Annotated in this window: 21 protein-coding genes; 4 read left to right on the top strand and 17 right to left on the bottom strand. The window is 68.2% G+C overall.

The genetic code is table 11. The features are described 5' to 3' along the window. Window positions 1–23 precede the first annotated feature (23 nt). From nuoI to BQ8420_RS26385, 11 genes are all read right to left on the bottom strand, one after another. On the bottom strand, window positions 24–572 hold the full coding sequence (nuoI, locus tag BQ8420_RS26435; protein WP_087102325.1) for an NADH-quinone oxidoreductase subunit NuoI: 549 nt from the start codon (window positions 570–572) through the stop codon (window positions 24–26). Then, window positions 565–1,938: an NADH-quinone oxidoreductase subunit NuoH gene (nuoH, locus tag BQ8420_RS26430; protein ID WP_087102323.1), complete on the bottom strand. Its 1,374-nt coding sequence runs from the start codon at window positions 1,936–1,938 to the stop codon at window positions 565–567. The genes nuoI and nuoH overlap by 8 nt, the downstream gene beginning before the upstream one ends. After that, complete coding sequence (locus tag BQ8420_RS26425; RefSeq protein WP_087102322.1) at window positions 1,935–4,394, bottom strand: NADH-quinone oxidoreductase subunit G; 2,460 nt, start codon at window positions 4,392–4,394, stop codon at window positions 1,935–1,937. Before BQ8420_RS26425 ends, nuoH begins: the two co-directional genes overlap by 4 nt. Next, on the bottom strand, window positions 4,391–5,713 hold the full coding sequence (gene nuoF / locus BQ8420_RS26420) for an NADH-quinone oxidoreductase subunit NuoF (protein WP_087102320.1): 1,323 nt from the start codon (window positions 5,711–5,713) through the stop codon (window positions 4,391–4,393). Before nuoF ends, BQ8420_RS26425 begins: the two co-directional genes overlap by 4 nt. Further along, window positions 5,710–6,453, bottom strand: a complete 744-nt coding sequence (gene nuoE / locus BQ8420_RS26415) for an NADH-quinone oxidoreductase subunit NuoE (protein WP_087102317.1) — start codon at window positions 6,451–6,453, stop codon at window positions 5,710–5,712. Before nuoE ends, nuoF begins: the two co-directional genes overlap by 4 nt. Next, window positions 6,450–7,745, bottom strand: coding sequence for an NADH-quinone oxidoreductase subunit D (locus BQ8420_RS26410; RefSeq protein WP_087102315.1), 1,296 nt, complete (start codon window positions 7,743–7,745; stop codon window positions 6,450–6,452). Before BQ8420_RS26410 ends, nuoE begins: the two co-directional genes overlap by 4 nt. A gap of 55 nt (window positions 7,746–7,800) precedes the next feature. Then, window positions 7,801–8,547 carry an NADH-quinone oxidoreductase subunit C gene (locus BQ8420_RS26405; protein ID WP_087102313.1) on the bottom strand — a complete coding sequence of 249 codons (747 nt, stop codon included), beginning with the start codon at window positions 8,545–8,547 and terminating at the stop codon, window positions 7,801–7,803. Window positions 8,548–8,549: 2 nt separating this feature from the next. After that, the gene (locus tag BQ8420_RS26400) at window positions 8,550–9,095 is read right to left on the bottom strand and encodes an NADH-quinone oxidoreductase subunit B family protein (protein WP_087102311.1); all 546 of its coding nucleotides are present in this window, start codon (window positions 9,093–9,095) and stop codon (window positions 8,550–8,552) included. Window positions 9,096–9,213: 118 nt separating this feature from the next. Next, a complete protein-coding gene (locus tag BQ8420_RS26395; protein WP_087102309.1) occupies window positions 9,214–9,573 on the bottom strand; it encodes an NADH-quinone oxidoreductase subunit A in 360 nt (119 codons plus the stop codon). Between the two features lie 223 nt (window positions 9,574–9,796). Beyond that, entirely contained in the window at window positions 9,797–11,101 is a 1,305-nt protein-coding gene (locus tag BQ8420_RS26390) for a geranylgeranyl reductase family protein (protein ID WP_087102307.1), read from the bottom strand. Window positions 11,102–11,518: 417 nt separating this feature from the next. Next, window positions 11,519–12,229, bottom strand: a complete 711-nt coding sequence (locus BQ8420_RS26385) for a demethylmenaquinone methyltransferase (RefSeq protein WP_087102305.1) — start codon at window positions 12,227–12,229, stop codon at window positions 11,519–11,521. A gap of 212 nt (window positions 12,230–12,441) precedes the next feature. On the opposite strand from BQ8420_RS26385, the gene BQ8420_RS26380 reads away from it, so the two are divergent. Continuing rightward, complete coding sequence (locus BQ8420_RS26380) at window positions 12,442–13,710, top strand: delta-60 repeat domain-containing protein (RefSeq protein WP_087102303.1); 1,269 nt, start codon at window positions 12,442–12,444, stop codon at window positions 13,708–13,710. Between the two features lie 62 nt (window positions 13,711–13,772). Here the strand turns inward: BQ8420_RS26380 and BQ8420_RS26375 are convergent, their stop codons facing one another. Continuing rightward, the gene (locus tag BQ8420_RS26375) at window positions 13,773–14,159 is read right to left on the bottom strand and encodes a DUF4229 domain-containing protein (RefSeq protein WP_087102301.1); all 387 of its coding nucleotides are present in this window, start codon (window positions 14,157–14,159) and stop codon (window positions 13,773–13,775) included. Window positions 14,160–14,571: 412 nt separating this feature from the next. Between BQ8420_RS26375 and BQ8420_RS26370 the strand changes: the two genes are divergently transcribed. Further along, a complete protein-coding gene (locus BQ8420_RS26370; RefSeq protein WP_087102299.1) occupies window positions 14,572–14,772 on the top strand; it encodes a BldC family transcriptional regulator in 201 nt (66 codons plus the stop codon). 113 nt (window positions 14,773–14,885) lie between these two features. After that, window positions 14,886–15,239: a PLD nuclease N-terminal domain-containing protein gene (locus BQ8420_RS26365; RefSeq protein ID WP_087102297.1), complete on the top strand. Its 354-nt coding sequence runs from the start codon at window positions 14,886–14,888 to the stop codon at window positions 15,237–15,239. A 96-nt stretch (window positions 15,240–15,335) separates the two neighbouring features. Here the strand turns inward: BQ8420_RS26365 and BQ8420_RS26360 are convergent, their stop codons facing one another. Beyond that, window positions 15,336–16,664 carry a polysaccharide lyase family 1 protein gene (locus BQ8420_RS26360; RefSeq protein WP_087102295.1) on the bottom strand — a complete coding sequence of 443 codons (1,329 nt, stop codon included), beginning with the start codon at window positions 16,662–16,664 and terminating at the stop codon, window positions 15,336–15,338. A gap of 229 nt (window positions 16,665–16,893) precedes the next feature. Here BQ8420_RS26360 and BQ8420_RS26355 point away from each other — a divergent pair, with 229 nt between their 5' ends. Beyond that, window positions 16,894–17,889 (top strand): LacI family DNA-binding transcriptional regulator, encoded by a 996-nt coding sequence (locus BQ8420_RS26355; protein ID WP_087102293.1) that lies wholly within the window; start codon window positions 16,894–16,896, stop codon window positions 17,887–17,889. A gap of 78 nt (window positions 17,890–17,967) precedes the next feature. Here the strand turns inward: BQ8420_RS26355 and ccsB are convergent, their stop codons facing one another. The 4 genes from ccsB to BQ8420_RS26335 all read right to left on the bottom strand — a co-directional run bounded on the left by ccsB (window position 17,968) and on the right by BQ8420_RS26335 (window position 22,091). Further along, a complete protein-coding gene (ccsB, locus tag BQ8420_RS26350) occupies window positions 17,968–18,960 on the bottom strand; it encodes a c-type cytochrome biogenesis protein CcsB (protein WP_087102291.1) in 993 nt (330 codons plus the stop codon). After that, window positions 18,957–20,456, bottom strand: a complete 1,500-nt coding sequence (locus tag BQ8420_RS26345; RefSeq protein WP_087102510.1) for a cytochrome c biogenesis protein ResB — start codon at window positions 20,454–20,456, stop codon at window positions 18,957–18,959. Before BQ8420_RS26345 ends, ccsB begins: the two co-directional genes overlap by 4 nt. Before the next feature lie 112 nt (window positions 20,457–20,568). After that, on the bottom strand, window positions 20,569–21,366 hold the full coding sequence (locus tag BQ8420_RS26340) for a cytochrome c biogenesis CcdA family protein (protein WP_087102289.1): 798 nt from the start codon (window positions 21,364–21,366) through the stop codon (window positions 20,569–20,571). Then, a complete protein-coding gene (locus BQ8420_RS26335) occupies window positions 21,366–22,091 on the bottom strand; it encodes a TlpA disulfide reductase family protein (protein WP_087102287.1) in 726 nt (241 codons plus the stop codon). Before BQ8420_RS26335 ends, BQ8420_RS26340 begins: the two co-directional genes overlap by 1 nt. Between the last annotated feature and the right edge of the window lie 138 nt (window positions 22,092–22,229).

Raw genomic sequence — 22,229 nt, 5'->3', positions numbered from 1 at the left:
GGCCGCTATGTCGTTGTGCGGGGTCACCGTGGGGCCTCCGCGTTCTCCGGCCGGTCCTGCGTGCCGTGCTGACCGCGCCCGGTGGCGTAGTAGTCCTGCTCGTCGTCGCCGAGCCGCATCGGGTGCGGAGGCTGCTCCATCTCCTCGGTGAGAGGCGCCAGGAGCTGCTCCTTGGTCCAGATGAGGCTCTGCCGGCTGTCGTCGGCGAGCTCGTACTCGTTGGTCATGGTGAGCGCCCGGGTCGGGCAGGCCTCGACGCACAGACCGCAGAGAATGCAGCGCAGGTAGTTGATCTGGTAGACCCGCCCGTAGCGTTCTCCGGGCGAGTACCGGTCGTCGTCGGTGTTGTCACCGGCCTCCACGTAGATGGCGTCGGCCGGACAGGCCCAGGCGCACAGTTCGCACCCGATGCACTTCTCCAAGCCGTCGGCCCACCGGTTCAGCTGGTGCCGTCCGTGGAAGCGCGGCGCCGTGGGGCGCTTGACCTCCGGGTATTCGACGGTGGGCACCTTCTTGAACATCGTGTGGAAGGTGACACCGAAACCCTTGACGGGGTTGAGCCACTCAAGCACCGGTAACCTCCCCCTTCTTCTGGTTGCGTTCGACGGTGCCGGCCGAGGCCGTCCGCGACGGTTCGGCGAGCACGCTGCTGCCGTAGTGAGCGGCGGTGCTCGGTGGCACCGGGAACCCGCCGAAGGAGGGTTCCTTGTGAGCGCGGCGCGCGTTCTCGGCGCGTGCCAGGGCCTCCTCCGCCCGCTCGCGGCGCACGAAGCGCACCCACGCGGCGAAGGCGGCGATGGTCGCGACGGTGAAGGCCGCGATGACCGCCCCGATGATGATCGGAGAGGCGCCGTCCAGGATGAGCATGCGCACGACGGCCACGCCGGTGATCCATACGAGCTGGATCGGGATGAGGACCTTCCAGCCGAGCTTCATCAGCTGGTCGTAGCGCACCCGCGGGAGGCTTCCTCGTGCCCAGATGAACAGGAACATCATGAAGACGAACTTGAGCAGCCACCACACGAGCGGCAGCCAGCCCTCGTTGGCCCCGGGGATGATCGCGGTGACGCCGGGCGGCGCGTACCAGCCGCCGAGGAAGAGCGTCACGGACACCGCGGCGACGGTGCACATGTTCACGTACTCCGCGAGGAAGAACATCGTGTACTTCATGGACCCGTACTCGGTCATGAAGCCACCGACGATCTCGCCCTCGCCCTCCGCCAGGTCGAACGGGAGCCGGTTGGTCTCGCCGATCATCGTGACGATGTAGATGAGGAAGGACGGCAGGAGCAGCACCGCGAACCACAGGTGTTCTTGGGCCGCGACGATGCCGGAGGTGGTGAGGGTGCCCGCCATGATGAAGACCGCGACGAAGGACAGGCCCATGGCGACTTCGTAGCTGATCACCTGCGCGGAGGCGCGCAGGCCACCGAGCAGGGCGTACGGGGACTGGGAGGACCAACCGCCCAGGACGATCCCGTACACGCCCAGTGCCGCGGTGGCCAGCACCAGGAGCGCGGCGATGGGCAGGTCAGTGAGCTGCAACGGGGTCATGACCCCGAACATGTTCACCTCGGGCCCCATCGGGATGACCGAGAAGGCGAGGAACGCCGGAATGGCGGCGATCATCGGGGCGGCGATGTAGACGAACCGGTCGACGCCACGCGGGATCAGGTCCTCCTTGAGGGAGAGCTTGATCCCGTCGAACAGGGACTGCAGGAGGCCGAAGGGGCCCATCCGGTTGGGTCCGTGTCGCTGCTGCATGCGACCCATGACCTTGCGGTCGGCCATGATCATCATGAGCACGCAGACCATGAGGAACACGAAGATGCCCAGCGCCTTGATGGTGGTGATCCACCACGGGTCGTTCCCGAAGGCGCTCAGGGTGCTCTCCGCGGCCAGATCTACCACGCGCGGATCAAGAGCGGCGGGGGTCACTGCTGCCTCCCGTTGGTGGTGGGCGCGGCCAGTTCGACCGTCTGCCCGGCCGTGGCGCCCAGGTCACGACGGATGTCGCAGCCGTGTGCGTTGGCCGGGAGCCAGACGACCCGGTCGGCGATGTCGGTGACGACCGCCGGAACGGTCACCGTCCCGAGGGGACCGGTGACGCGCAGCGAGCCGCCGTCGAGGACGCCGACCTCGTCGGCCGTGGTCTTGGACAGGTACGCGCGCGCCTTGCGGGCGGTGCCCGCCAGGTAGGGCTCGCCGTCCTCCATGCGGCCGGTGCCGAGCAGCTGCTTCCAGGTGGACAGCAGCGCGCGGCCGGGTCCGGGTTCGGGCGGGACCACCGGGCGCACGGCCGGGCCGACGGGGCGGTCTCCCGCCCACGGGCCCAACTCCAGCAGTTCCCGGTAGGCGCCCGCGGCGTCGGGCAGACCCAGGTGCACGTCCATCTCGTTCGCGATGGCGGACAGGACCCGCAGGTCGGAGAGGGCTCCGGGCACCTTGAGCGCCTCACCGAAGGGTCGGTGACGACCCTCCCAGTTGACGAAGGTGCCGGACTTCTCGGCGACGGCGGCCACCGGGAGCACGACATCGGCGCGGTCGGTGACGTCGCTGGCCCGCAGTTCCAGGCTGACGATGAACGGAACCCGGGCCAGGGCGGCGCGGGCCGCCTCGGGGTCGGGCAGGTCGTCCAGTTCGAGCCCGGCGATGACCAGGGCGTCCAGTTCGCCGGCTGCGGCCGCAGCGATGATCGCGTCGGTGTCGCGACCGGGGCCGCTCGGCAGAGAACCGACGTTCCAGGCGCGGGCGACCTCGGCACGGGCCGAGGCGTCGGCGACGGGGCGTCCACCGGGAAGCAGGTTCGGGAGCGCGCCGGCGTCGACGGCGCCGCGCTCCCCCGCCCGACGCGGGATCCACGACAGGCGGGCTCCGGTGCGTTCGGACAGGGCGACCGCGGCGGTGAGCGCGCCGGGGACGGCGGCGAGCCGCTCGCCCACCAGGATGACCGCGCCCTCCTGGCCCATGGCCTCGACGATCTCGGGGTGTTCCACGTCCAGGGAGTTGAGGGTCCTGCCCTCGTCGCCCGGAACGGTCGGAACGAGCGTGCCCTTGGTCTTGGTCAGGCCGAGGGCCGAGTGCGAGGCCAGCGAGTACACCTTGAGTCCACGCTTGCGCATGCCCTTGCGCAGGCGCAGGAACGCGGAGGCCGACTCATCCTCGGGGTCGAGTCCGGCGAGCAGCACCGTGGGGGCCTTCTCCACCGCGGTGAAGTCGACGTCCACCGGCCTGCCCGCCACGCGCGCGGCCAGGAAGGCGGCCTCCTCGTCGGAGTGCTCGCGGGCGCGGGCGTCCACGTCGTTGGTGTTCAGGGCCACGCGGGCGAACTTGGCGTAGGCGTAGGCGTCCTCGTAGGTGAGGCGCCCGCCGACCAGTACGCCCACGTTGCCGCGGGCGGCGGCCAACCCCTGCGCGGCCATGCCGATGGCCTCGGGCCAGGAGGCGAACTCCAGGGCCCGGGAGTCCTCGTCACGGACCAGGGGGCGGCTGAGCCGATCGCTCTGGGTGGCGTAGGTGAACGCCCACCGCCCCTTGTCGCAGTTCCACTCCTCGTTCACCTGCGGGTCGTCGCCGGCCAGGCGGCGGGTGACCTTGCCGCGTCGGTGGTCGGTGCGCTGCGCGCAACCACCGGCGCAGTGCTCGCAGATACTGGGGGTGGAGACCAGGTCGAAGGGGCGTGACCGGAACCGGTAGGCGGCGCCGGTGAGCGCGCCCACCGGGCAGATCTGCACGGTGTTGCCGGAGAAGTAGGAGTCGAACGGCTCCCCCTCGGCGATGCCGATCTGTTCCTGGGCGCCGCGCTCCATGAGCTCGATCAGCGGGTCACCGGCGATCTCGGCGGCGAAGCGGGTGCACCGCGTGCACTGGATGCAGCGCTCGCGGTCCAGCAGCACCTCGGTCGACAGCGAGACGGGCTTGGGGAAGGTGCGCTTGACGTCGACGAACTGCGTCTCGCCCTGCCCGTTGGACATGGCCTGGTTCTGCAGGGGGCACTCGCCGCCCTTGTCGCAGACCGGGCAGTCCAGCGGGTGGTTGATCAGCAGGAACTCCATGATCCCGCGCTGGGCCTTATCCGCCACCGCGGAGGTCAACTGGGTGTTGACCACCATGCCCTCCATCACGGTGATGGCGCAGGAGGGCTGTGGCTTGGGCATTCCGCGGCCGTTGCCCATGTCGGGGATCTCGACCAGGCACTGCCGGCAGGCGGCGACCGGGTCGAGCAACGGGTGGTCGCAGAACCGGGGGATCTGGATGCCGAGCAGCTCGGCGGCCCGGATCAGCAGGGTCCCCTTGGGCACCCGGAGCTGGAAACCGTCGATGGTGACGGTGATCAGATCCTCCGGGACCGGGGCGGGTGAGGACCCGCCGGAGCTGTTGGAGGTGACGGTCATCGGTTCCCTCCCGCTGCAGAGGTCGGCCGGTCCGCCCAGATGGTGGACCTGGAGTGGTCGAAGGGACATCCGCCCTTCTCGAAGTGGTCGACGTACTCCTGGCGGAAGTACTTGATCGACGACATGACGGGGCTGGTGGCACCGTCGCCCAGGGCGCAGAAGGCGCGGCCGAGCAGGTTGTCGCAGATGTCCAGGAGCTTGTCGATGTCGGCCTCGGTGCCCTCGCCGCGTTCCAGCCGGTCCAGGACCTGGACCATCCAGTAGTTGCCCTCGCGGCAGGGCGTGCACTTGCCGCAGGACTCGTGGGCGTAGAAGGCGATCCAACGGCCGACGGCACGCACCACACAGGTGGTCTCGTCGAAGATCTGGAGGGCGCGGGTGCCGAGCATGGACCCGGCGGCGCCCACCGACTCGAAGTCGAGCGGAACGTCCAGGTGTTCTTCGGTGAAGATCGGCGTGGAGGAACCGCCGGGGGTCCAGAACTTGAGTTCGTGCCCGGCGCGCACCCCGCCCGCCATGTCGAGGAGTTCGCGCAGCGTGATGCCGAGCGGCGCCTCGTACTGGCCGGGGTTGGTGACGTGTCCGGACAACGAGAAGAAGCCGAACCCGGCGGACTTCTCGGTGCCCATGGAGGTGAACCACTCGGCGCCGTTGGCGACGATCCCCGGGACGCTGGCGATGGACTCGACGTTGTTCACCACGGTGGGCGAGGCGTAGAGCCCGGCCACGGCCGGGAACGGCGGCTTGAGCCGGGGCTGGCCCTTGTAACCCTCCAGGGAGTCCAGGAGGGCGGTCTCCTCACCGCAGATGTAGGCGCCGGCTCCGGCGTGCACGACCACGTCCAGGTCGAAACCCTTGCCGAGGACGTCCTTGCCGAGCAGCCCGGCCTCGTAGGCGTCGGCGACCGCCTGGCGGAGCCGACGGACGACGTGCAGGACCTCACCGCGCACGTAGATGAAAGCCTGGCTGGACTTGATCGCGTAGGCCGCGATCGCCACACCCTCCACCAACACGTGCGGGTTGGCGAGCATGAGCGGGATGTCCTTGCAGGTACCCGGCTCGGATTCGTCGGCGTTGACGACGAGGTAGCGCGGGTTGGGGTTGTCCTTGGGCAGGAACCCCCACTTCATCCCGGTGGGGAAGCCCGCGCCGCCACGGCCGCGCAGACCGGCTTCCTTGACCAGGTCGACGATGCTGTCGGGCTCCATCGTCAGCGCCTTGCGCAGCGCGTCGTAGCCACCGGTGGACTGGTAGCCGTCGATCGTGAAGGAGTCGGGACGATCCCAGTTCTTGGAAAGGATCGGGGTCAGGGTGGTCACTTGGCGCCCTCCTCACCCTGGTCGATGGGGGTCGGAAGGTTGTTCGGGTCCGGCGCTTCCCAGCCGCGCTCCCGGGCGAGATTGAGCCCGGCCAGCGAGGGACCGGCCGCTTGGACGCCTTCGCCCGCGCGCCCGTCGTCGAACCCGGCGAGCACGCGCGAGGCCTGCTTCCAGGTGCACAGGCTCTTCGGGCCACGGGTGGGCACCACGTCCTTGCCCAAGCGCAGGTCGTCGACCATCTGCTTGGCGGTGGCGGGCGTCTGGTCGTCGAAGAACTCCCAGTTGACCATCACCACGGGGGCGAAGTCGCAGGCCGCGTTGCACTCCACGTGCTCCAGCGTGACCTTGCCGTCCTCGGTGGTCTCACCGTTCGCCAGGTCCAGGTGCTCCTTGAGGGAGGAGAAGATCTCGTCGCCGCCCATCACCGCGCACAGGGTGTTGGTGCACACGCCCACCTGGTAGTCGCCGCCCGGACGGCGGCGGTACATGGTGTAGAACGTGGCGACCGCGTTGACCTCGGCGAGGGTGATGTCCAGCTGGTCGGCGCAGAACCTCATGCCGTCCTTGCTGACGTGCCCTTCTTCGGCCTGCACCAGGTGCAGCAGCGGCAACAGCGCCGACCGCGGCTTCGGGTAGCGGCTGATGATCTCCTTGGCGTCCTGCGCCAGGCGGGTCACCACCTCGTCGGTGAAGACGCTCTGTTCGGTCTCGGTGGTTCCGTTGTCGTTGTTCTCGCTCACCGGTCCACGCCTCCCATCACCGGGTCGATACTGGCCACGGCCGCGATGACGTCGGCCACCGTCCCGCCCTCGCACATGGCGGCGACGGCCTGGAGGTGGGTGAACGACGGGTCGCGGAAGTGGACGCGGTAGGGGCGGGTGCCCCCATCGCTGACTGCGTGGCAGCCGAGTTCGCCCTTGGCGCTCTCCACGGCCACGTACGCCTGGCCGGCCGGGACCCGGAAGCCCTCGGTGACCAGCTTGAAGTGGTGGATGAGCGCTTCCATCGAGCCGCTCATGATGTGCGCGATGTGGTCCGGGGAGTTGCCCAGACCGTCCGGCCCCAGCGCCAGCTTGGCGGGCCAGCCGATCTTGGCGTCCTCGATCATCACGGGCCCGGGCTCCAGCTTGTCCAGGCACTGCTCGACGATCTTGAGGCTCTCCTCCATCTCGGCCATGCGCACCCGGTAACGGGCGTACACGTCGCCGCCGTCGGAGACCGGCACGTCGAACTCGTAGTTCTCGTAGCCGCAGTAGGGCTTGGACTTGCGCAGGTCCCAGGCCAGACCGGAGGCGCGCACCAGCGGACCGGTGATGCCGAGCGCCATGCAACCGGGCAGGTTGAGGTAGGCGACATCCTTGGTGCGGGCCAGGTACAGGGGGTTCTCGTCCAGGAGCTTGCGCATGATCTTGATGCGCTCGGGCATCTCCTTGAGCAGCTCCCGCACCTTGCCGACCGCACCCGGGGGCAGGTCCTGGGCCACCCCGCCCGGGCGGATGAAGGCGTGGTTCATCCTCAGGCCCGTGATGAGCTCGAAGACGTCCAGGATCATCTCGCGTTCACGGAAGCCGTTGGTCATGATCGTGGTGGCGCCCAGCTCCATGCCGAACGTCGCCATGGCCACGAAGTGCGAGGCCATCCGGTTGAGCTCCATGAGCATGACCCGGATGACGCTGGCCCGCTCGGGGATCCGATCGGTGATGCCGAGCAGCTTCTCGACCGCCAGGCAGTACGCCGTCTCGTTGAAGAGCGGCGTCAGGTAGTCCATGCGGGTCACGAACGTGGTGCCTTGCGTCCACGTCCGGTATTCCAGGTTCTTCTCGATACCGGTGTGCAGGTAACCGATGCCGACACGGGCTTCGGTGCAGGTCTCGCCGTCCAGGGTGAGGATCAGCCGGAGCACGCCGTGCGTCGACGGGTGCTGCGGCCCCATGTTGACGACGAGGCGCTCGGCGCTACTGCCCTGGGCCTTCTCGACGACGTCGTCCCAGTCCCCACCGGAGGCGTCGATGTAATCCTCGGTGACGGTCATGCCGTGCCTCCCTTCTGGATGGCCCTTCGAATCACTCGTGTGGTGGCCGGGCGGTTCACTTGTAGTCCCGCCGCTCGTCCGGTGGAGGCACGGTGGCGCCCCGGTACTCGACCGGGACACCGCCCAGCGGGTAGTCCTTGCGCTGAGGGTGGCCGTCCCAGTCGTCGGGCATCTGGATGCGGGTCAAGGACGGGTGGTCGTCGAAGACGATCCCGAAGAAGTCCCAGGCCTCGCGCTCGTGCCAGTCGTTGGTCGGGTAGACCGACACGATGGAGGGCACGTGCGGGTCGGCGTCGGGGCAGGTGGTCTCGACCCGGATCTCGCTGTTGTGGGTGATCGACCGGAAGTGGTAGACCGCGTGCAGCTCGCGTCCGGCCTGGTCGGGGTAGTGCACCCCGATGACGCCGGTGCACAGCTCGTAGCGCAGGGCGGGATCGTCGCGCAGCACCCGGGCCAGTTCCAGGAGTCCTTCGCGGCGTACGTGGAAGGTGATCTCCCCGAACGCCACCTCGACCCGTTCGACCTCGTCCGCCCGTTCCAGGGCGTTCAGTGCCGCCTCCAGGTCGTCGGCGACCCGGTCGAAGTCGGCGGTACGCGGGTCGTCGGGGTCGGTGAAGGGTCGACTGCTGTGGACGGGAGCGCTCCCCCGCACCCGCAGCCCACCGAACCCGGAAGTGTCACCCGTGGTCGATGCGCCGAACATGCCGGTTCGCTTGATCGGCGCGGCCAACCGTTCACGTCCACGCTGGTCGGGCAGGTTTTCCGCCGCCTCGTCGCGGTCGCGCTCGTACTCGTTGCTCATGATCAGTCCTTGGTCACCAGCGGCAGCGAACTGCGGAGCATCCGCTCCTCGGTCTCGGCGATCTCCTGCTCCCGGTGGGCACCGAGCTTGGTGTTCTGCACCTTGTCGTGGAGCTTGAGCACGGCGTCCAGGAACATCTCCGGCCTGGGCGGGCAGCCCGGCAGGTAGATGTCGACGGGGACGATGTGGTCCACGCCCTGGACGATCGCGTAGTTGTTGAACATGCCGCCGCTGGAGGCGCACACACCCATCGCGATGACCCACTTGGGTTCGGGCATCTGGTCGTAGATCTGCCGCAGGACCGGAGCCATCTTCTGGCTGACGCGCCCGGCGACGACCATCAGGTCGGCCTGCCTGGGGGTGGCTCCGAACTTCTCCATGCCAAAGCGGGCCAGGTCGTAGTGGGGGCCGCCGACCGACATCATCTCGATCGCGCAGCAGGCCAGACCGAACGTGGCCGGCCACATGGAGGTCTTACGGGCCAGGCCGACGACCTGCTCGACCGTGGTGAGCGCGACCCCTGCGGGGAGTTTCTCTTCGAGTCCCATCAGCTTCGGACCTCCTCGGGGCTGAACTGCCGGGTCTGTGGTGCCTGGGGGTGGAACGCGCGGGGCAGGGCGTGTGTCCGCCGCACATGACCTAGGTCGTGTGTCCGCCGCACATGGCCTAGTCCCATTCGAGGCCTCCGCGGCGCCATTCGTAGGCGTAGGCGATGGAGACGTTCACCAGGAAGAGGATGATCGCGATCAGACCGAACCAGCCGAGGGCGTCGAAGTGGATCGCCCAGGGGATGAGGAAGATGATCTCGATGTCGAAGACGATGAACATCATGGCCGTCATGTAGTACTTGACGGTGAAACGGCCGCCGCCCGCGGGCTGTGGCGTCGGCTCGATGCCGCACTCGTAGGCCTGCATCTTGGCGCGGTTGTAGCGCTTGGGTCCGACGATCGCTCCGACGACCATCGACACCACCACGAAGGCGGCGCCGATCCCGCCGAGCACGAGTACCGGTGTGTACAGCTCCACGGCTCACCCTCCTCCGCCGAATAGCCCGCCGGGCCGTGTGCCCGGCGGTCTTGTGAACGTTTTCACCTGCATGTCCCGCATCCTTTTCGGGGTGAAGGGCACCTTTTCGAAAGCACCCGAAGGGGGCGCCCCTCACGAGAACGCTGTGCTTTGTGGGCGTCCGCTATCGCTTCGGCCCGTGCTCTTTTGCGGCGTCGCGAGAAACCGCGGTCGAGGCCGCGGGTCAGGCCGCGGGCGCCATCTTGCTCAAGCCGTTGATGACCCGGTCCATGGCGTCGCCCTTGTTCGGTTCGGTGAGATTGGCGAGCATCTTCAGCACGAACTTCATGAGGGTGCGCTGACGCAGCCCGTACTTGGTCGCGTACTTCATGAACTCGGGCTGGCCGATGACCTTCACGAAGTAGCGACCGAGCGTGTAGTAACCGCCGTAGGTGTCGGCGAGGATCTCCGGGTAGCTCAGCAGGACGCGTTCCCGGGTCTGCTGGGTGGTGCGACCTTGTGCCTGCACGATCACGTCCGCGGCGATCTGCCCGGCCTCCATCGCGTAGGCGATGCCCTCCCCGTTGAAGGGGTTGACCATGCCGCCCGCGTCACCGACCAACATCAGGCCGCGCGCGTAGTGCGGAACCCGGTTGAAGCCCATCGGCAGCGCCGAACCGAGGATCTTGCCCTTCCGGTTCTCCTCCGTGAAGCCCCACTCCTCGGGCATGGAGTCGGTCCACCGGCGCAGCAGCTTCCGGTAGTCCACGTCCTTGAAGGCGGTGGTGGAGTTGAGAATGCCCAGGCCGACGTTGCTGGTGCCGTCGCCCACGCCGAAGACCCAGCCGTAGCCGGGCAGGAGGACGTCCTTGTCTTCGCTCCTGTCCCACAGCTCCAGCCAGGACTCCAGGTAGTCGTCGTCGTGCCGGGGGCTCTCGAAGTAGGTGCGCACGGCCACGCCCATGGGGCGGTCGTCACGCTTACGGATACCCATGGCCACGGAGAGCCGGGAGGAGTTGCCGTCGGAGGCGACGACCAGCGGCGCCCGGAAGGTCACGGGCTCGCGGTCGGCGTTCTTGGCGCGCACACCGACGATGCGGTTGCTGCGCTCGTCCATGATGGGGCCGGTGACGTTGGTGCGCTCCAGGAGCTTGGCCCCGGCACCGACCGCTCGCTCGACCAGGATCTGGTCGAAGTCGTAGCGGGTACGGACGAGCCCGTACCCCGGGTAGGCGGCCAGGTCGGGCCAGGGAAGTTCGAGTCGAACGCCGGCCCCGACGATGCGCAGGCCGTGGTTCTTGATCCAGCCCTCGTCCTCGAAGGTGATGCCCATCGAGGTGAGCTGTTTCACGGCCCTGGGGGTCAGTCCGTCACCACAGACCTTCTCCCGCGGGAAGGAGGTCTTCTCCAGGAGGAGGACGTCCAGACCGGCCTGGGCCAGGTAATAGGCGGTGGTGGCACCGGCGGGGCCGGCACCGACGATGATCACGTCGGCGTCGTACTCGTTCCGCTCACGGCCTCTGGGAGCGGAGGTGGCTGTCTCACTCACGGGTGGGTCCTCGACTACTCGCGCGGTCCTACCGTGGCGGGCCAGTGCGGGTTCGACCCGCCAACGGGGGTGTTATGGGTCGGTTCGGGACTTCCGACTTGTCCGACATAGGGCCATGTGGCCTACGCCTCGTGCGCTTGTGAAGCACTTCACAAGCCTCTTTTCCGAAGTCTAGCCCCCCAAGAGCCAAGAGGCGACACCCGGGGCCCGTTCTTCAAGAAATCGGATATTGCATCCATAACCACCACAGCCGACATCAAAGCGCCGCTCCGCAACAAGAGCGCAGCTCATGGCGGATAAACGGGACTAAGTGACTCACCAGTAACGTAAAAAGTCCCAAGGAATAGAGTTCCTTGGGACTTGAGAGCTTTGTTGGTTTATACGAACAACATCGCCACTTGGGCGTTATGTCGGATTTTACTTTTCCCGGAAGCCGCGGTGCAGGGCCACGGTGCCCAACGTCAGGTTGCGCCAGGCCACCCGCGACCAACCGGCCGCCTGGAGGTACTTGGACAGCCCCGCCTGGTCCGGCCAGGCCATGATCGACTCCGACAGGTAGTCGTAGGCCTCGCTCCGGCCGGAGAAGGCACCGGCGACCTTCGGCAGGGCCGCCATCAGGTAGGTCGAGTAGAGCTTGTCGATGAACTCCACCGGGATGTGGCTGAACTCGCAGATGACCAACCGGCCGCCGACCTTGGTCACCCGCAGCAGCTCGCGCAGGGCCTGGTCCACGTCGGCGACGTTGCGCAGACCGAAGGAGATGGTCACCGCGTCGAAGGTCTCGTCGGCGAAGGGCAGCGACAGCGCGTCACCGGCCACGAACGTCACCCCGGCGCGCGAGGCGCCGCCCCGCCGCTCGGCGCCCTTGCTGAGCATGCCGAGGGAGAAGTCGCAGGCGATGACACGGGCGCCCTTCTTGATGAAGGACTCCGAGGAGGTTCCGGTGCCCGCGGCCAGGTCCAGGACCAGTTCACCGCTGTGGGCGTCGACCGCGTCCACCACGGCCCGGCGCCAGGCGCGATCCTGGCCGAGGGAGATGACGTCGTTGACGAGGTCGTAGTTCTCTGCGATGCCGTCGAACATCGCGGCGACGTCCTGGGGCTGCTTATCGAGCTTCGCGCGGGTCATGGCAACAAGACTAAGGGGGCCCGGTCGGCGTACGAGACCGCCCTCGCCCCGAACGATGTGGACGTCGCGATCGATGGCGGCGCGTCTTCGTCGGTTGCGGTCGGAGGGGGCCACGGACCGCGCGGAAGTTTATTCACTGGACGTAGTCATTCGACTACTTCATGCAAGAATGGGGGCACCGCAGCCGTTCCCGCGCCCGAGGAGAGAGCCCCGTGAAAACGGCCCGAACGTTCGTCGCCCTGACCATGGGCTCCCTGCTCCTGCTTCCGCTCACCATCGCGACGGCCGCGCCGGCGGTCGCCGCTCCGCACCAGGGCGTGGTCGGCGAAAGCCCCGTGGGGTGGACGCCGCACGTGCTGGACGGCTCGGTCAAGGACATCCTCCAGGTCGGTGACACCGTCGTGGTCGCCGGCGAGTTCGGCCGGGTCTCCGAAGCGGACGGGAGCGGAACCCGGGACCGGCGCAACCTGTTCGCGTTCCGACAGGGCAGCGGTGAGATCCTGACCGACTTCGCCCCCTCCGTGGACGGGACCGTCACCTCCCTGGCCCAGGGGCCGGACGGATCGGTGATCCTGGGTGGACACTTCCAGCAGGTCAACGGTTCGAGCAGCCGGGGCGTGGCCCGCGTCGACGGCACCACCGGGGCCACCGTCGACGGGTTCGACGCCACCCTGGACGACGGGAACCTGTACCGCCTCGTCTCCGACGGCACCGATGTCTACCTCGGCGGCAGCTTCTCCGCCGTGAACGGGGAGAGCCGTACCGGTCTGGCCCGTATCGACGCCGGTGACGGGTCCGTCGACGCCGACTTCACCCCGACCATCTCCGAGCAGCGGCGCGGAAGCCTGCGTGTGCAGGAACTGGCCCTGAGCCCCGACGGGCAGCGGCTGGCCATCAACGGGACCTTCACCAAGGTGGACGGCGAGGACCGCTACCAGATCGCCATGATCGACACCGGTTCCGGAGGTCTCACGCCGTGGTCGACCTCCGCCTACGAGGCGCCCTGCGACTACGAACGCATGCACACCTACATGCGGCAGATGGACTTCTCGCCCGACGGTTCCTACTTCGCGGTGGTGACCGCGGGCGGCCCGAAGGTCAAGCCGGGGCTGTGCAAGTCCACCGCCCGGTTTGAGAACGACGCCACCGCGGGAGCCGAACCCACCTGGACCAACCTGACCGGCGGGGACTCCCTCTACTCGGTCGAGGTCACCTCCAGCGCCGTCTACGTGGGCGGTCACCAGCGGTGGATGGACAACGAACAGGGCGCCCTCAACCCGGGGCCCGGTTCGGTGGAGCGTGAGGGGATCGCGGCGGTGGACCCGACGTCCGGCCGCGCTCTGGAGTGGAACCCAGGCCGTTCCCGCGGCCACGGGGTGGAGGCCCTGTACGCGACCTCCGACGGGCTGTACGTCGGTAGTGACACCGAGCGTCTGGGCGACTCTCACCACGCCCGCCTGGGGATGTTCCCGACCTCCTGAGGGTCCGACATCGGGGTGGTGGCCGCGTGGGGCGGCGGCCACCCCGTCGTTGTGCCGGGCGCCTACTTGACGGGCTTGTCCGCCTCGGTCTCCGTCTCGACCTTCACCTCGGTCTCGGACTCGGACTCGGCACCGGCGACGGGGTCGGCGCTCTCGGCGGCCTTCTCCTTCTGGGCGCGCAGAACCTCGTCCTGAATCTCGTCCTCACGAGCGGCGCCGCCGACCAGACGCTCTCCGACCGACTCCTCCTTGCGTTTGTCCGACCATTCGGTGACGGAGGACGACATCCGATCGCGCCACTTGGACAACAGGACATAGGAGGCCAGGCCACTGATCAACCATGCCAAGACCAGCGCGACCCAGGATCTCGCACCGAACAGATAGACGACCCCGAAGGCGCCGCCGAAGAGCGCCACACGGGCGGCGGTATAGGTCAACCAGCTACGCATCGAAAAAGCCTCACAACAGACGTTTACCTGCACTAGATTGGTCAGCGCACCCATCCACGCACGTTCACGTGCGTGTACGGCCGAGCCGGACGAGCGCGGCAGAAGGGGTGGTGTCCCGGTCGGACGGCCCTCACCCCAGGTTAAGGGCCTGCTTCGGGCATCGTGCACCAGGTCCGGGTGTGTTCCGTCGCTGTTGGAACGGGGCACTCAAGGCATCGGGCACGGATATTCATGGGATGTTTCCAATCCCGACAGTGGGGACCGAACATCACGTTCCGATCACATATCCCCCACCTATCCCCCGATCGCCGTAATTTCTCCGAAAACTAGGGAGGAAACGGTCCAACTCGTGCACACTAGGGGATCAAACGCCCGCCGCCCCCTCACTCCAGGCGGGCATGATTGGGGGAACGTGAAGGTGGAACGAGCAAACGAACGCCTGTTGACCCCCGGGGAAGTGGCCTCACTCTTCCGGGTTGATCCCAAGACCGTGACCCGCTGGGCAGCGTCCGGGCGGATCAGCAGTATCCGTACTCCTGGCGGGCACCGCCGTTTCCGGGAATCCGAGGTACGGGCCCTCCTCCTCGGGGAGCCCAGCGAAACCACCCCCTGACCCCAAGACAGAACAACGTCCTCGACGGCCCCGGCCACCCGTTCCGCGCGGTCTCCCGCACCCTTGGACCGGGTCCGGCCATGAGGAGTGGACAGCAAGAGTAGGCTGGAACCATGGTGTGGCTCGGTGGCCTGATCACGCTCGTATCGATCGTTCTATGGGTGTACGCGTTCTTCGACGCGCTGACCACCCCTGCCCAGGAGGCTCGGAACCTGCCGAAAATCCTGTGGCTGGTCGTCATCGGACTGTTCGTACCCGTGGGATTCATCCTCTGGTTCTTCCTCGGCCGGCCACGCACACCCGCTCCCGTGCCGGGTGACGCGCCCGCTCAGGACGAAGCCGTGTCCGCGGACGACCTTGACCCGTCGGACTTCTCCAAGCCTTCCGGCAGCCCGCACCCGCTCGGACCGGACGACGATCCGGACTTCCTCCGTCGACTGAACCGACGGATCGACCCGGAGGACTAGTGGCCCCGAGCGGTTCTGCCGCGTGAACGAACGTTGGGGCCGCACCCGGCTTTTCCGGGTGCGGCCCCAACGCGTTCCACGGGCAGGGCGACGGCCTCAGAGAAGTCCGACCCCGACCTCACGCGCCAACCCGCGGACCGCGTGCACCGGCTCCACCTCGGCCGTGAACTGCGGCACCCAGGTGAGGTCGGTGCCCAGCGGCGCGTCCGGGTAGTGCGCGTTGTGCTCGGCCACCAGGTCCACCGGGGCGAGACGTCCCCCGCCCCCCGACATCGTCACGTTCCCGTGCTCCACGATGTCGGTACCGCCCCAGTTGTGGAGCAGTGCGCCGGCGCCGATGCCATCGTGCAGGTCGAAGATGTTGTTCTCGGCGTACAGGTGCGACTCCACGCCGACCCCCAGGCTGTAGCCGAAGTGCTCCGGGTCCCGGACGGTGTAGAGGTTGTTGTGGACGTGCACCTGCCCGTACCGCACCCGGGGCGCCCGCTCCCCCAACCCGTCGAAGTGGTTGTGCCGGTAGGTCACCCGCAGATAGCCGCGGTCAGTGGTCCGGCCATCGCTGTTGCCCAGCAGCATCGCCTTGTCCCGACCATCGAAGTGGTTACGGGACACCGTCACCAGGTCGGTCTCCCGAACGATGTCGAGCAGCCCGTCGTGCACCTCGTACTTGCGGCCGAAGTACTCCGGGAGTTCCGTGCCGGGGTTGTCGCCGTCATCGAAGGTGTTGTGGTCCACCCACACGTTGGTGGCGCCGGAGACCTCCACCTGGTCGTACTCGGAGTTCCAGTTGCCGCTGTCGCCGTCGGTGGGATCCCAGCCGGGGAAACAGTCGTGGGCGTCGGAGAAGGTCAGGTCGCGCAGGATGACGTTGTCGACGTCGTGGACGCGCAGGTTGACACCGGACAGGACGGCGTCGCCGCCCAAGCCCACGACGGTGGTGTTGGATCCGACCTCGACGCGGATCCGTTCCGCCTGTACCGCGGCGGAGGCCAGGCGGGCCTCCTCCAGGGGACCCTCGGGGTCGTCCCGGCCCCAGACCTCGGGATCGTAGGTCTCCAGGTACTCCTCCAGGGTGTATCCGTCCACCGCGTGGTCCTCGCACGTCAGCGGGGTGCCGTCCGGTGCGGTATCGGCGTCGACCTGCCCGTCGACGTAGACGATCTTCGGGGTGTCGTCGTCCTTACCGCCGACCGCGGCGCGGAACTCCTCGAAGGTGGAGACCACGTGGACGTCCTCGGGGGCGGCCTCCGAACCGCCGGTGACCCCGTGGCCGGCCGATCCCCAGCCGTCGCCCTCCGGGAGGGTCTGGCGACCGATGCCACGGGGGTCGACGTCGGGGTCGGCCGCCGCGGGAGCGGCGGTGAGTGCGGTGATGGCCAGTACGGCCGCCAAGGTCAGCGACGGGATCGGGTGCGGCTTGCGCATCGACGTTCCTCCGGGGGGATGGCGGGTCGGGAACCCGTGTACAAACGTTTGCACGAACGTCCCCGATCCCTATGACCCCGTCAACCCTCCTCCACCGAGTTGTTGCAGGAAAATGCTGGAAAGACGGGTCTTCGATGGGTCAGGATGACAAAAGCGGCAAGGTCCGAGGGGTATCCCCGGGGCAAACGCTTGCCGTCACCATGACCGAACAGCGGAACGGAGTCCACGGGTGGCCGTCACCATCAAGGACGTCGCACGGGTGAGCGGGGTCCACGTCTCCACGGTCTCGCGGGCCTTCTCCGCGACACACCTGGTCAACGCCGACACACGCGCACGGGTCCTCGCCGCGGCGGAGGAACTCGGTTACCGCCCCAACCGCGCGGCGCGCGCGCTGTCCACCAGCAGGACCGGCAACCTCGGGCTCATCGTCGCCGACATCGCCAACCCCTTCTTCCCTCCCCTGCTCAAGGCGGCCCAGGCCCAGGCCCGCGCCCGCGATTACCACGTGTTCATCGCCGACACCGACGAACAGACACGGGTCGAGGAGGAGCTGGTCCGTTCCATGGCCAAACAGGTGGACGGCGCCGTACTGGTCGCACCGCGGCTGACCAACCGTGTCATAGCGGAACTGGCCAGGGAGATCCCGCTGGTCGTGGTCAACCGGCGACTGCGCGGGGTGTCCGGGGTGCTGATGGACGTCGGCGCCGGAGCCCGTCGGGCCATGGAACACCTCGTCGAGCTGGGTCACCGGGAGATCGTCGTGGTGGGCGGCCCCTCGCGCGCCTGGACCAGCGGGGAGATCGAACGCGCCACCGAGCACATCGCGCAGGACCACGGGATCCTGATCCAACGCGTGGGCCCCAACCCGCCGACGGAGGAAGGCGGCCGTGCCGTGGCCGAGGAGGTCGTGGCGAGCGGTGCCACCGCGGTCCTGGCCCACAACGACCTGCTCGCCTTCGGTCTGGTCCGACGGGCCATCGAACTCGGTCTCAGCGTTCCCGGCGACCTCAGCGTGATCGGCGTCGACAACAGCCACGTCGCCCGGTACTCCAGCCCGGCCCTGACCACGGTGGACATGCCGGTGGCGGAGGCCGGGCGCGGGGCGGTCGACCTGCTCCTGCGCTCGGTGGACGCGGCGGAGTCCACCGGGACGGTCACCCTGGAGACCTCCCTGGTCGTCCGCGCGTCGACGGCGCCTCCCGTGCTCTCCCAGAAGCGCCATTAGCCCTCCTGAAGGACGGTGGGCGGCCCGATCGTCTCGGGCCGCCCTTGCGCGAGAGTCGTGCTCGCGCTCCGAAGCGGATCAGGCGTAGGAGTGCAGACCGCTGAACATGTAGTTCACCGCGAAGAAGTTGAACATGACGGTCGCGAAACCGAGCACGTTGATCCAGGTGGCCTTGGGACCGCGCCAACCGCCGGTGACCCGTGCGTGCAGGTAGGCCGCGTAGATCACCCAGGAGATGAACGACCAGACCTCCTTGGGGTCCCAACCCCAGAAGCGGCCCCAGGCCTCATCGGCCCAGATCGATCCGGCGATGACGCCGAAGGTCCACAGCGGGAAGGCGAAGAGGATGAACCGGTGGGAGATGCGGTCCAGCAATTCCGGGCTGGGCAGGCGACCGGCGATACCGGTGACCTTCTCGCCCAGCGCCTTCTTGGCCTCGGCACGGTGCGAGACCAGGTAGGTGATGCCGGCGACGCCGGACACCATGAACGCGCCGCCCGCGATGATGACCGCCGTGACGTGGATCGGCACCCAGTAGGACTGCAGGGCCGGGATCAGCGGGCCCGGGTCGACGTACAGCCAGCGCACACCGATGCCGAGCAGGAGCAGCACCGGAACGAGCACGAAGGCGCCGAGGAAACGGGCCTGGTAGCGCCAGGAGGCGAACAGCAGCGCGCCGACGGCGACCAGGCACATCGCCACGACGAACTCGAACATGTTGCCCCACGGCCAGCGGCTCGCGGCGATACCACGGGTGATGATCTGGGCGAGGCTGAACAGGAAGCCCAGCGCGGTCACCCCGAGGGCGACCCGGCCGAGCATGCTCTGGGAAGCCTGGGCCTCGCCCTCACCGGTCCGGACGCTGACCTCGATGTCGCTGTCGTCGCCCCCGACGTCTCCGGAGCCGACCGGCATGAGGCGGCCCGGCTTCAGCTTGGTGCGACGGCCATAGGCGGCCTCGATCGCGAACATGAAGAGAGCGGCGGCGTAGGTCACGATCATCGCGATGATGAGCGTGTCACTGGCCGACGCCATGCTCTCGTTCACCGGTGCGGCGAGTGTGTTCGTCACCGGTCACTCCCTCGTGTGGTCGACTCTTCGGTTGGGGTGGTGGGGTTGTCGTCGGACTCACTCCGGAGCCGTCCGGCAAGTCGTGTGGTGATCTCGTGGAACTCGGCGTTGTTGCCGGCCACCTCGGTCTTGCCGAGTCCGGCCAGCTCCACCCGGGTCCGTCCGTCCTCACCCTCGGTGGCGCGCACCCAGATTCGGCGGGGGCGCACGAACAGGGTGACCACCAGGCCTACGACCGCCAGGGTCGCGGCGGTGAGCGCGGGCACCCGGGCCCCATCCCGGTTGCTCTGCAGGGTGACGTACTCCTCGACACCGGTGAAGGTGACCGAACCGGCCTCGTCCGGAAGCTCCCAGGTGTCCCCGATCCCCATCACCGGCGACTCCCCGAGCCCCTCCATGTTCCGGGTCTGGAGCTGGTAGACCGACTGTGGGTCGAGCATTCCGAGATCACCCCGGTAGGCGTCCAGGGTCACCATCGGGTTCTCCGTGCCGGGGTAGGTGGACACCAGCTCCCCTTCGGCGTCCTCGGCGGCGGTGGGCAGGAAGACGCTCACGAAGCCGAGCTCCTCGCCCCCGGTGTCGGGAACCTTGATGACGCCGTCGGAGGTGTAGCTCATGGTCTCGCGGTGCAGGAACGGGACCGCCTGGTCGAAGACCACGTCACCGTCGGCGTTGCGGACCTCGAACTCCGGCGCGTAGCCATGGCCGAGCAGGTACACCTGGACACCGTCGACGCTCAGCGGGTGGTTGACCTCCAGCTGGTGGGTCTTCTCCTCCCCACCGGGCTCCTCGGTGTAGGTCACGTCGGCGATGTAGGACTCCGCCTGGCCGCGCAGGTCACCGTCCTCGATGAAGGAGGCCTCGAACTCGTCCAAGTGCATGGTGAACGGCGCGAACTCGTCGGTGTCGGTCCAGTGCCCCGGGTAGATGGCGTCGTAGGAGGGCAGCGTGTTGGCGAACCCGTCGCCCTCCACGATGAGCATGTTGCCGCGGTAACCGAAGAAGGAACCGGCGGCCAGGGCCAGGAGCAACCCGAGCAGTGCCAGGTGGAACAGCACGTTCCCGGCCTCGCGCAGGTAACCGGTCTCGGCGGAGAGCGAGTCCCCGTAACGCTCGACCCGATAGCCCTTGAGGACCTTGCGCGCCCGTTCCAGGACGGTGTCGGGGGTGGCGTCGGTACCGAACCGCGCCACGTAGGGCATCCGGCCGAGGTTGCGCGGCGTGGTCACCGGCCTGGCGCGTACGGCCCTGGCGTGGACCATGGCGCGCGGGATCACGCACCCGGCCAGCGACACGAAGAGCAGCAGGTAGATGGCTCCGTACCAGGGCGAGGAGAACACGTCGAACAGGTAGAACCGGTCCAGCCAGGGGGCCAGCTCCGGGTTCTCCTGGAAGTAGGCGCCCACCTCGTCGACGCTCACCACGTTCTGCGGCAGGATCGATCCGGGGATGGCGCCCAGCGCCAGCAGGAACAGCAGGATCAGCGCGGTACGCATCGAGGTGAGGGTGCGCCAGATCCAGCGCGCCCATCCCAGGACGCCCAGGCCCTTGGCGGAGCGGGGCTCGTCCCCTGATGTCGTCGGCGTGTCGGTCTTGGTCGTGGTCAAGTCAGATCACCGTCTGGAAGTTCGCGGCCCAGCCCTGCATGGCGATGGTCATCTCGCTCCACAGCCCCGTCACCATGGCCAGGCCGACCAGGACGAGCATGACCCCGCCGATCACGGTGACCGTACGGGTGTGGCGCTTGAGTCGATCGAAGGAGTTGAGCGCGCGTCGGTAGAGCAGGGAGGCCAGGATGAAGGGCAGTCCCAGGCCGACACAGTAGATCAGCGACAGGAGCATGCCGCGGCCGGCGCCGCCCTCGACGAAGGCGAGGGTCTGCACGGCGGCCAGGGTCGGTCCGATGCACGGGGTCCAACCCAGCCCGAACAGGACCCCGAGCAGGGGTGCGCCCGCCAATCCGGCGCGGGGTAGACGGTGGAAGCGGAACTCGCGGCCGAACCCCGGTATGAACCCCATGAAGGCCAGGCCGAGCACGATCGTGAGCGCGCCGAGCACCCGGGTGATGGGGTCGGTGTAGGCCATGAACAGGTCGCCGAGCCAGCCGATGAACCCACCGACGGCGATGAAGACGAGGCTGAATCCGGCGATGAACAGGACGCTGCCCGTGACCATCGTCCAGCGCCGGGAGGCGAGTTCGGTGTCGATGTCGGTGACGGTGCCGCCGCCCGCGGCCTCTTGGCGTTCCCGCACGTGCGAGCCGCTCATCCCGGACACGTACGACAGGTACCCGGGGACCAGGGGCAATACGCACGGGGAGAGGAAGGAGACCAGTCCGGCGGCCAGGGCCAGCGGCGCGGCGAGCAGGAGCGAGCCGGACAGGATCGTGGTGCCGATGGGATCCATCAGCCGTCGTCCTCGTCGGCGCCCTCGTCGCCCGTCTCGTCGGTGCCCTCGGAGTCCTCGGCCCCGTAGTCACCGTCCTCCTCGGAGACCCGGGGGCGTTCCTCCGGATCGCCCAGGTCGAACTCGACCACCAGCGGGTCGAGGAGTTCGGTGAGCTGTCCGTAGGTGGTGGGGCCGATGACCCGTGCGGCGATGTCGCCGTTCGGGTCGAGGACCAGGGTGCTGGGGATGGCTCGGGGCGGGACCGTCTCCCGGAAGGCCTGTGGGATCTCGCCGGGCTGATCGTGCAGGCTCGGGTAGAGGACGCCCTTGTTGTCGGTGTAGGAGCGCGCGGCGGTCTCGTTGTCCTTGATGTTCACACCGAGGAAGTCCACACCGAGGTCCCCGTACTCGGTGTGCACCTCGTCGAGCACCGGCTGTTCGGCACGGCAGGGGCCGCACCAGCTGGCCCACACGTTGAGGACGAGGATCTGCCCCTGGTAGTCCGACAGGGCGAGGTCGTCGCCCTCGAAGGTGGTGCCGCTGACGTCGGGCGCGGCTTCGCGTTCGCCGGTCTCGAAGACGGTGGCGCTGCCATCACCGGAGATGAAGCGGTCCTCTTCGCCGCCGCTCTCGATCTCGGTGCCACCTGCGCAGCCGGACAAGGCGAGGACGGCGGCCAAGGCGGCGGCCGACAGGCGCGGCACGGCACGACGGCGTCGCGTACCCGTACTGGTACTGGGCATCGAGGTAACCTCGCGAACGGGGTGTGATCAGGGCGGACTACATCAACGACAAAGTGTAGTAGATGCCCTGGCATGCCCTTCGTCGCCCCGGGGCAAGAGCCATACGGCCCGTTCCCGGAGCGACCACCGGCGAGGGGA

Origin of the sequence: Nocardiopsis sp. JB363, assembly GCF_900143625.1 — a bacterium.
Classification (GTDB): Bacteria; Actinomycetota; Actinomycetes; order Streptosporangiales; family Streptosporangiaceae; genus Nocardiopsis.
The sequence above is the reverse complement of the archived record's forward strand: the minus strand, read 5'-3'. Positions and strand labels throughout refer to the sequence as shown.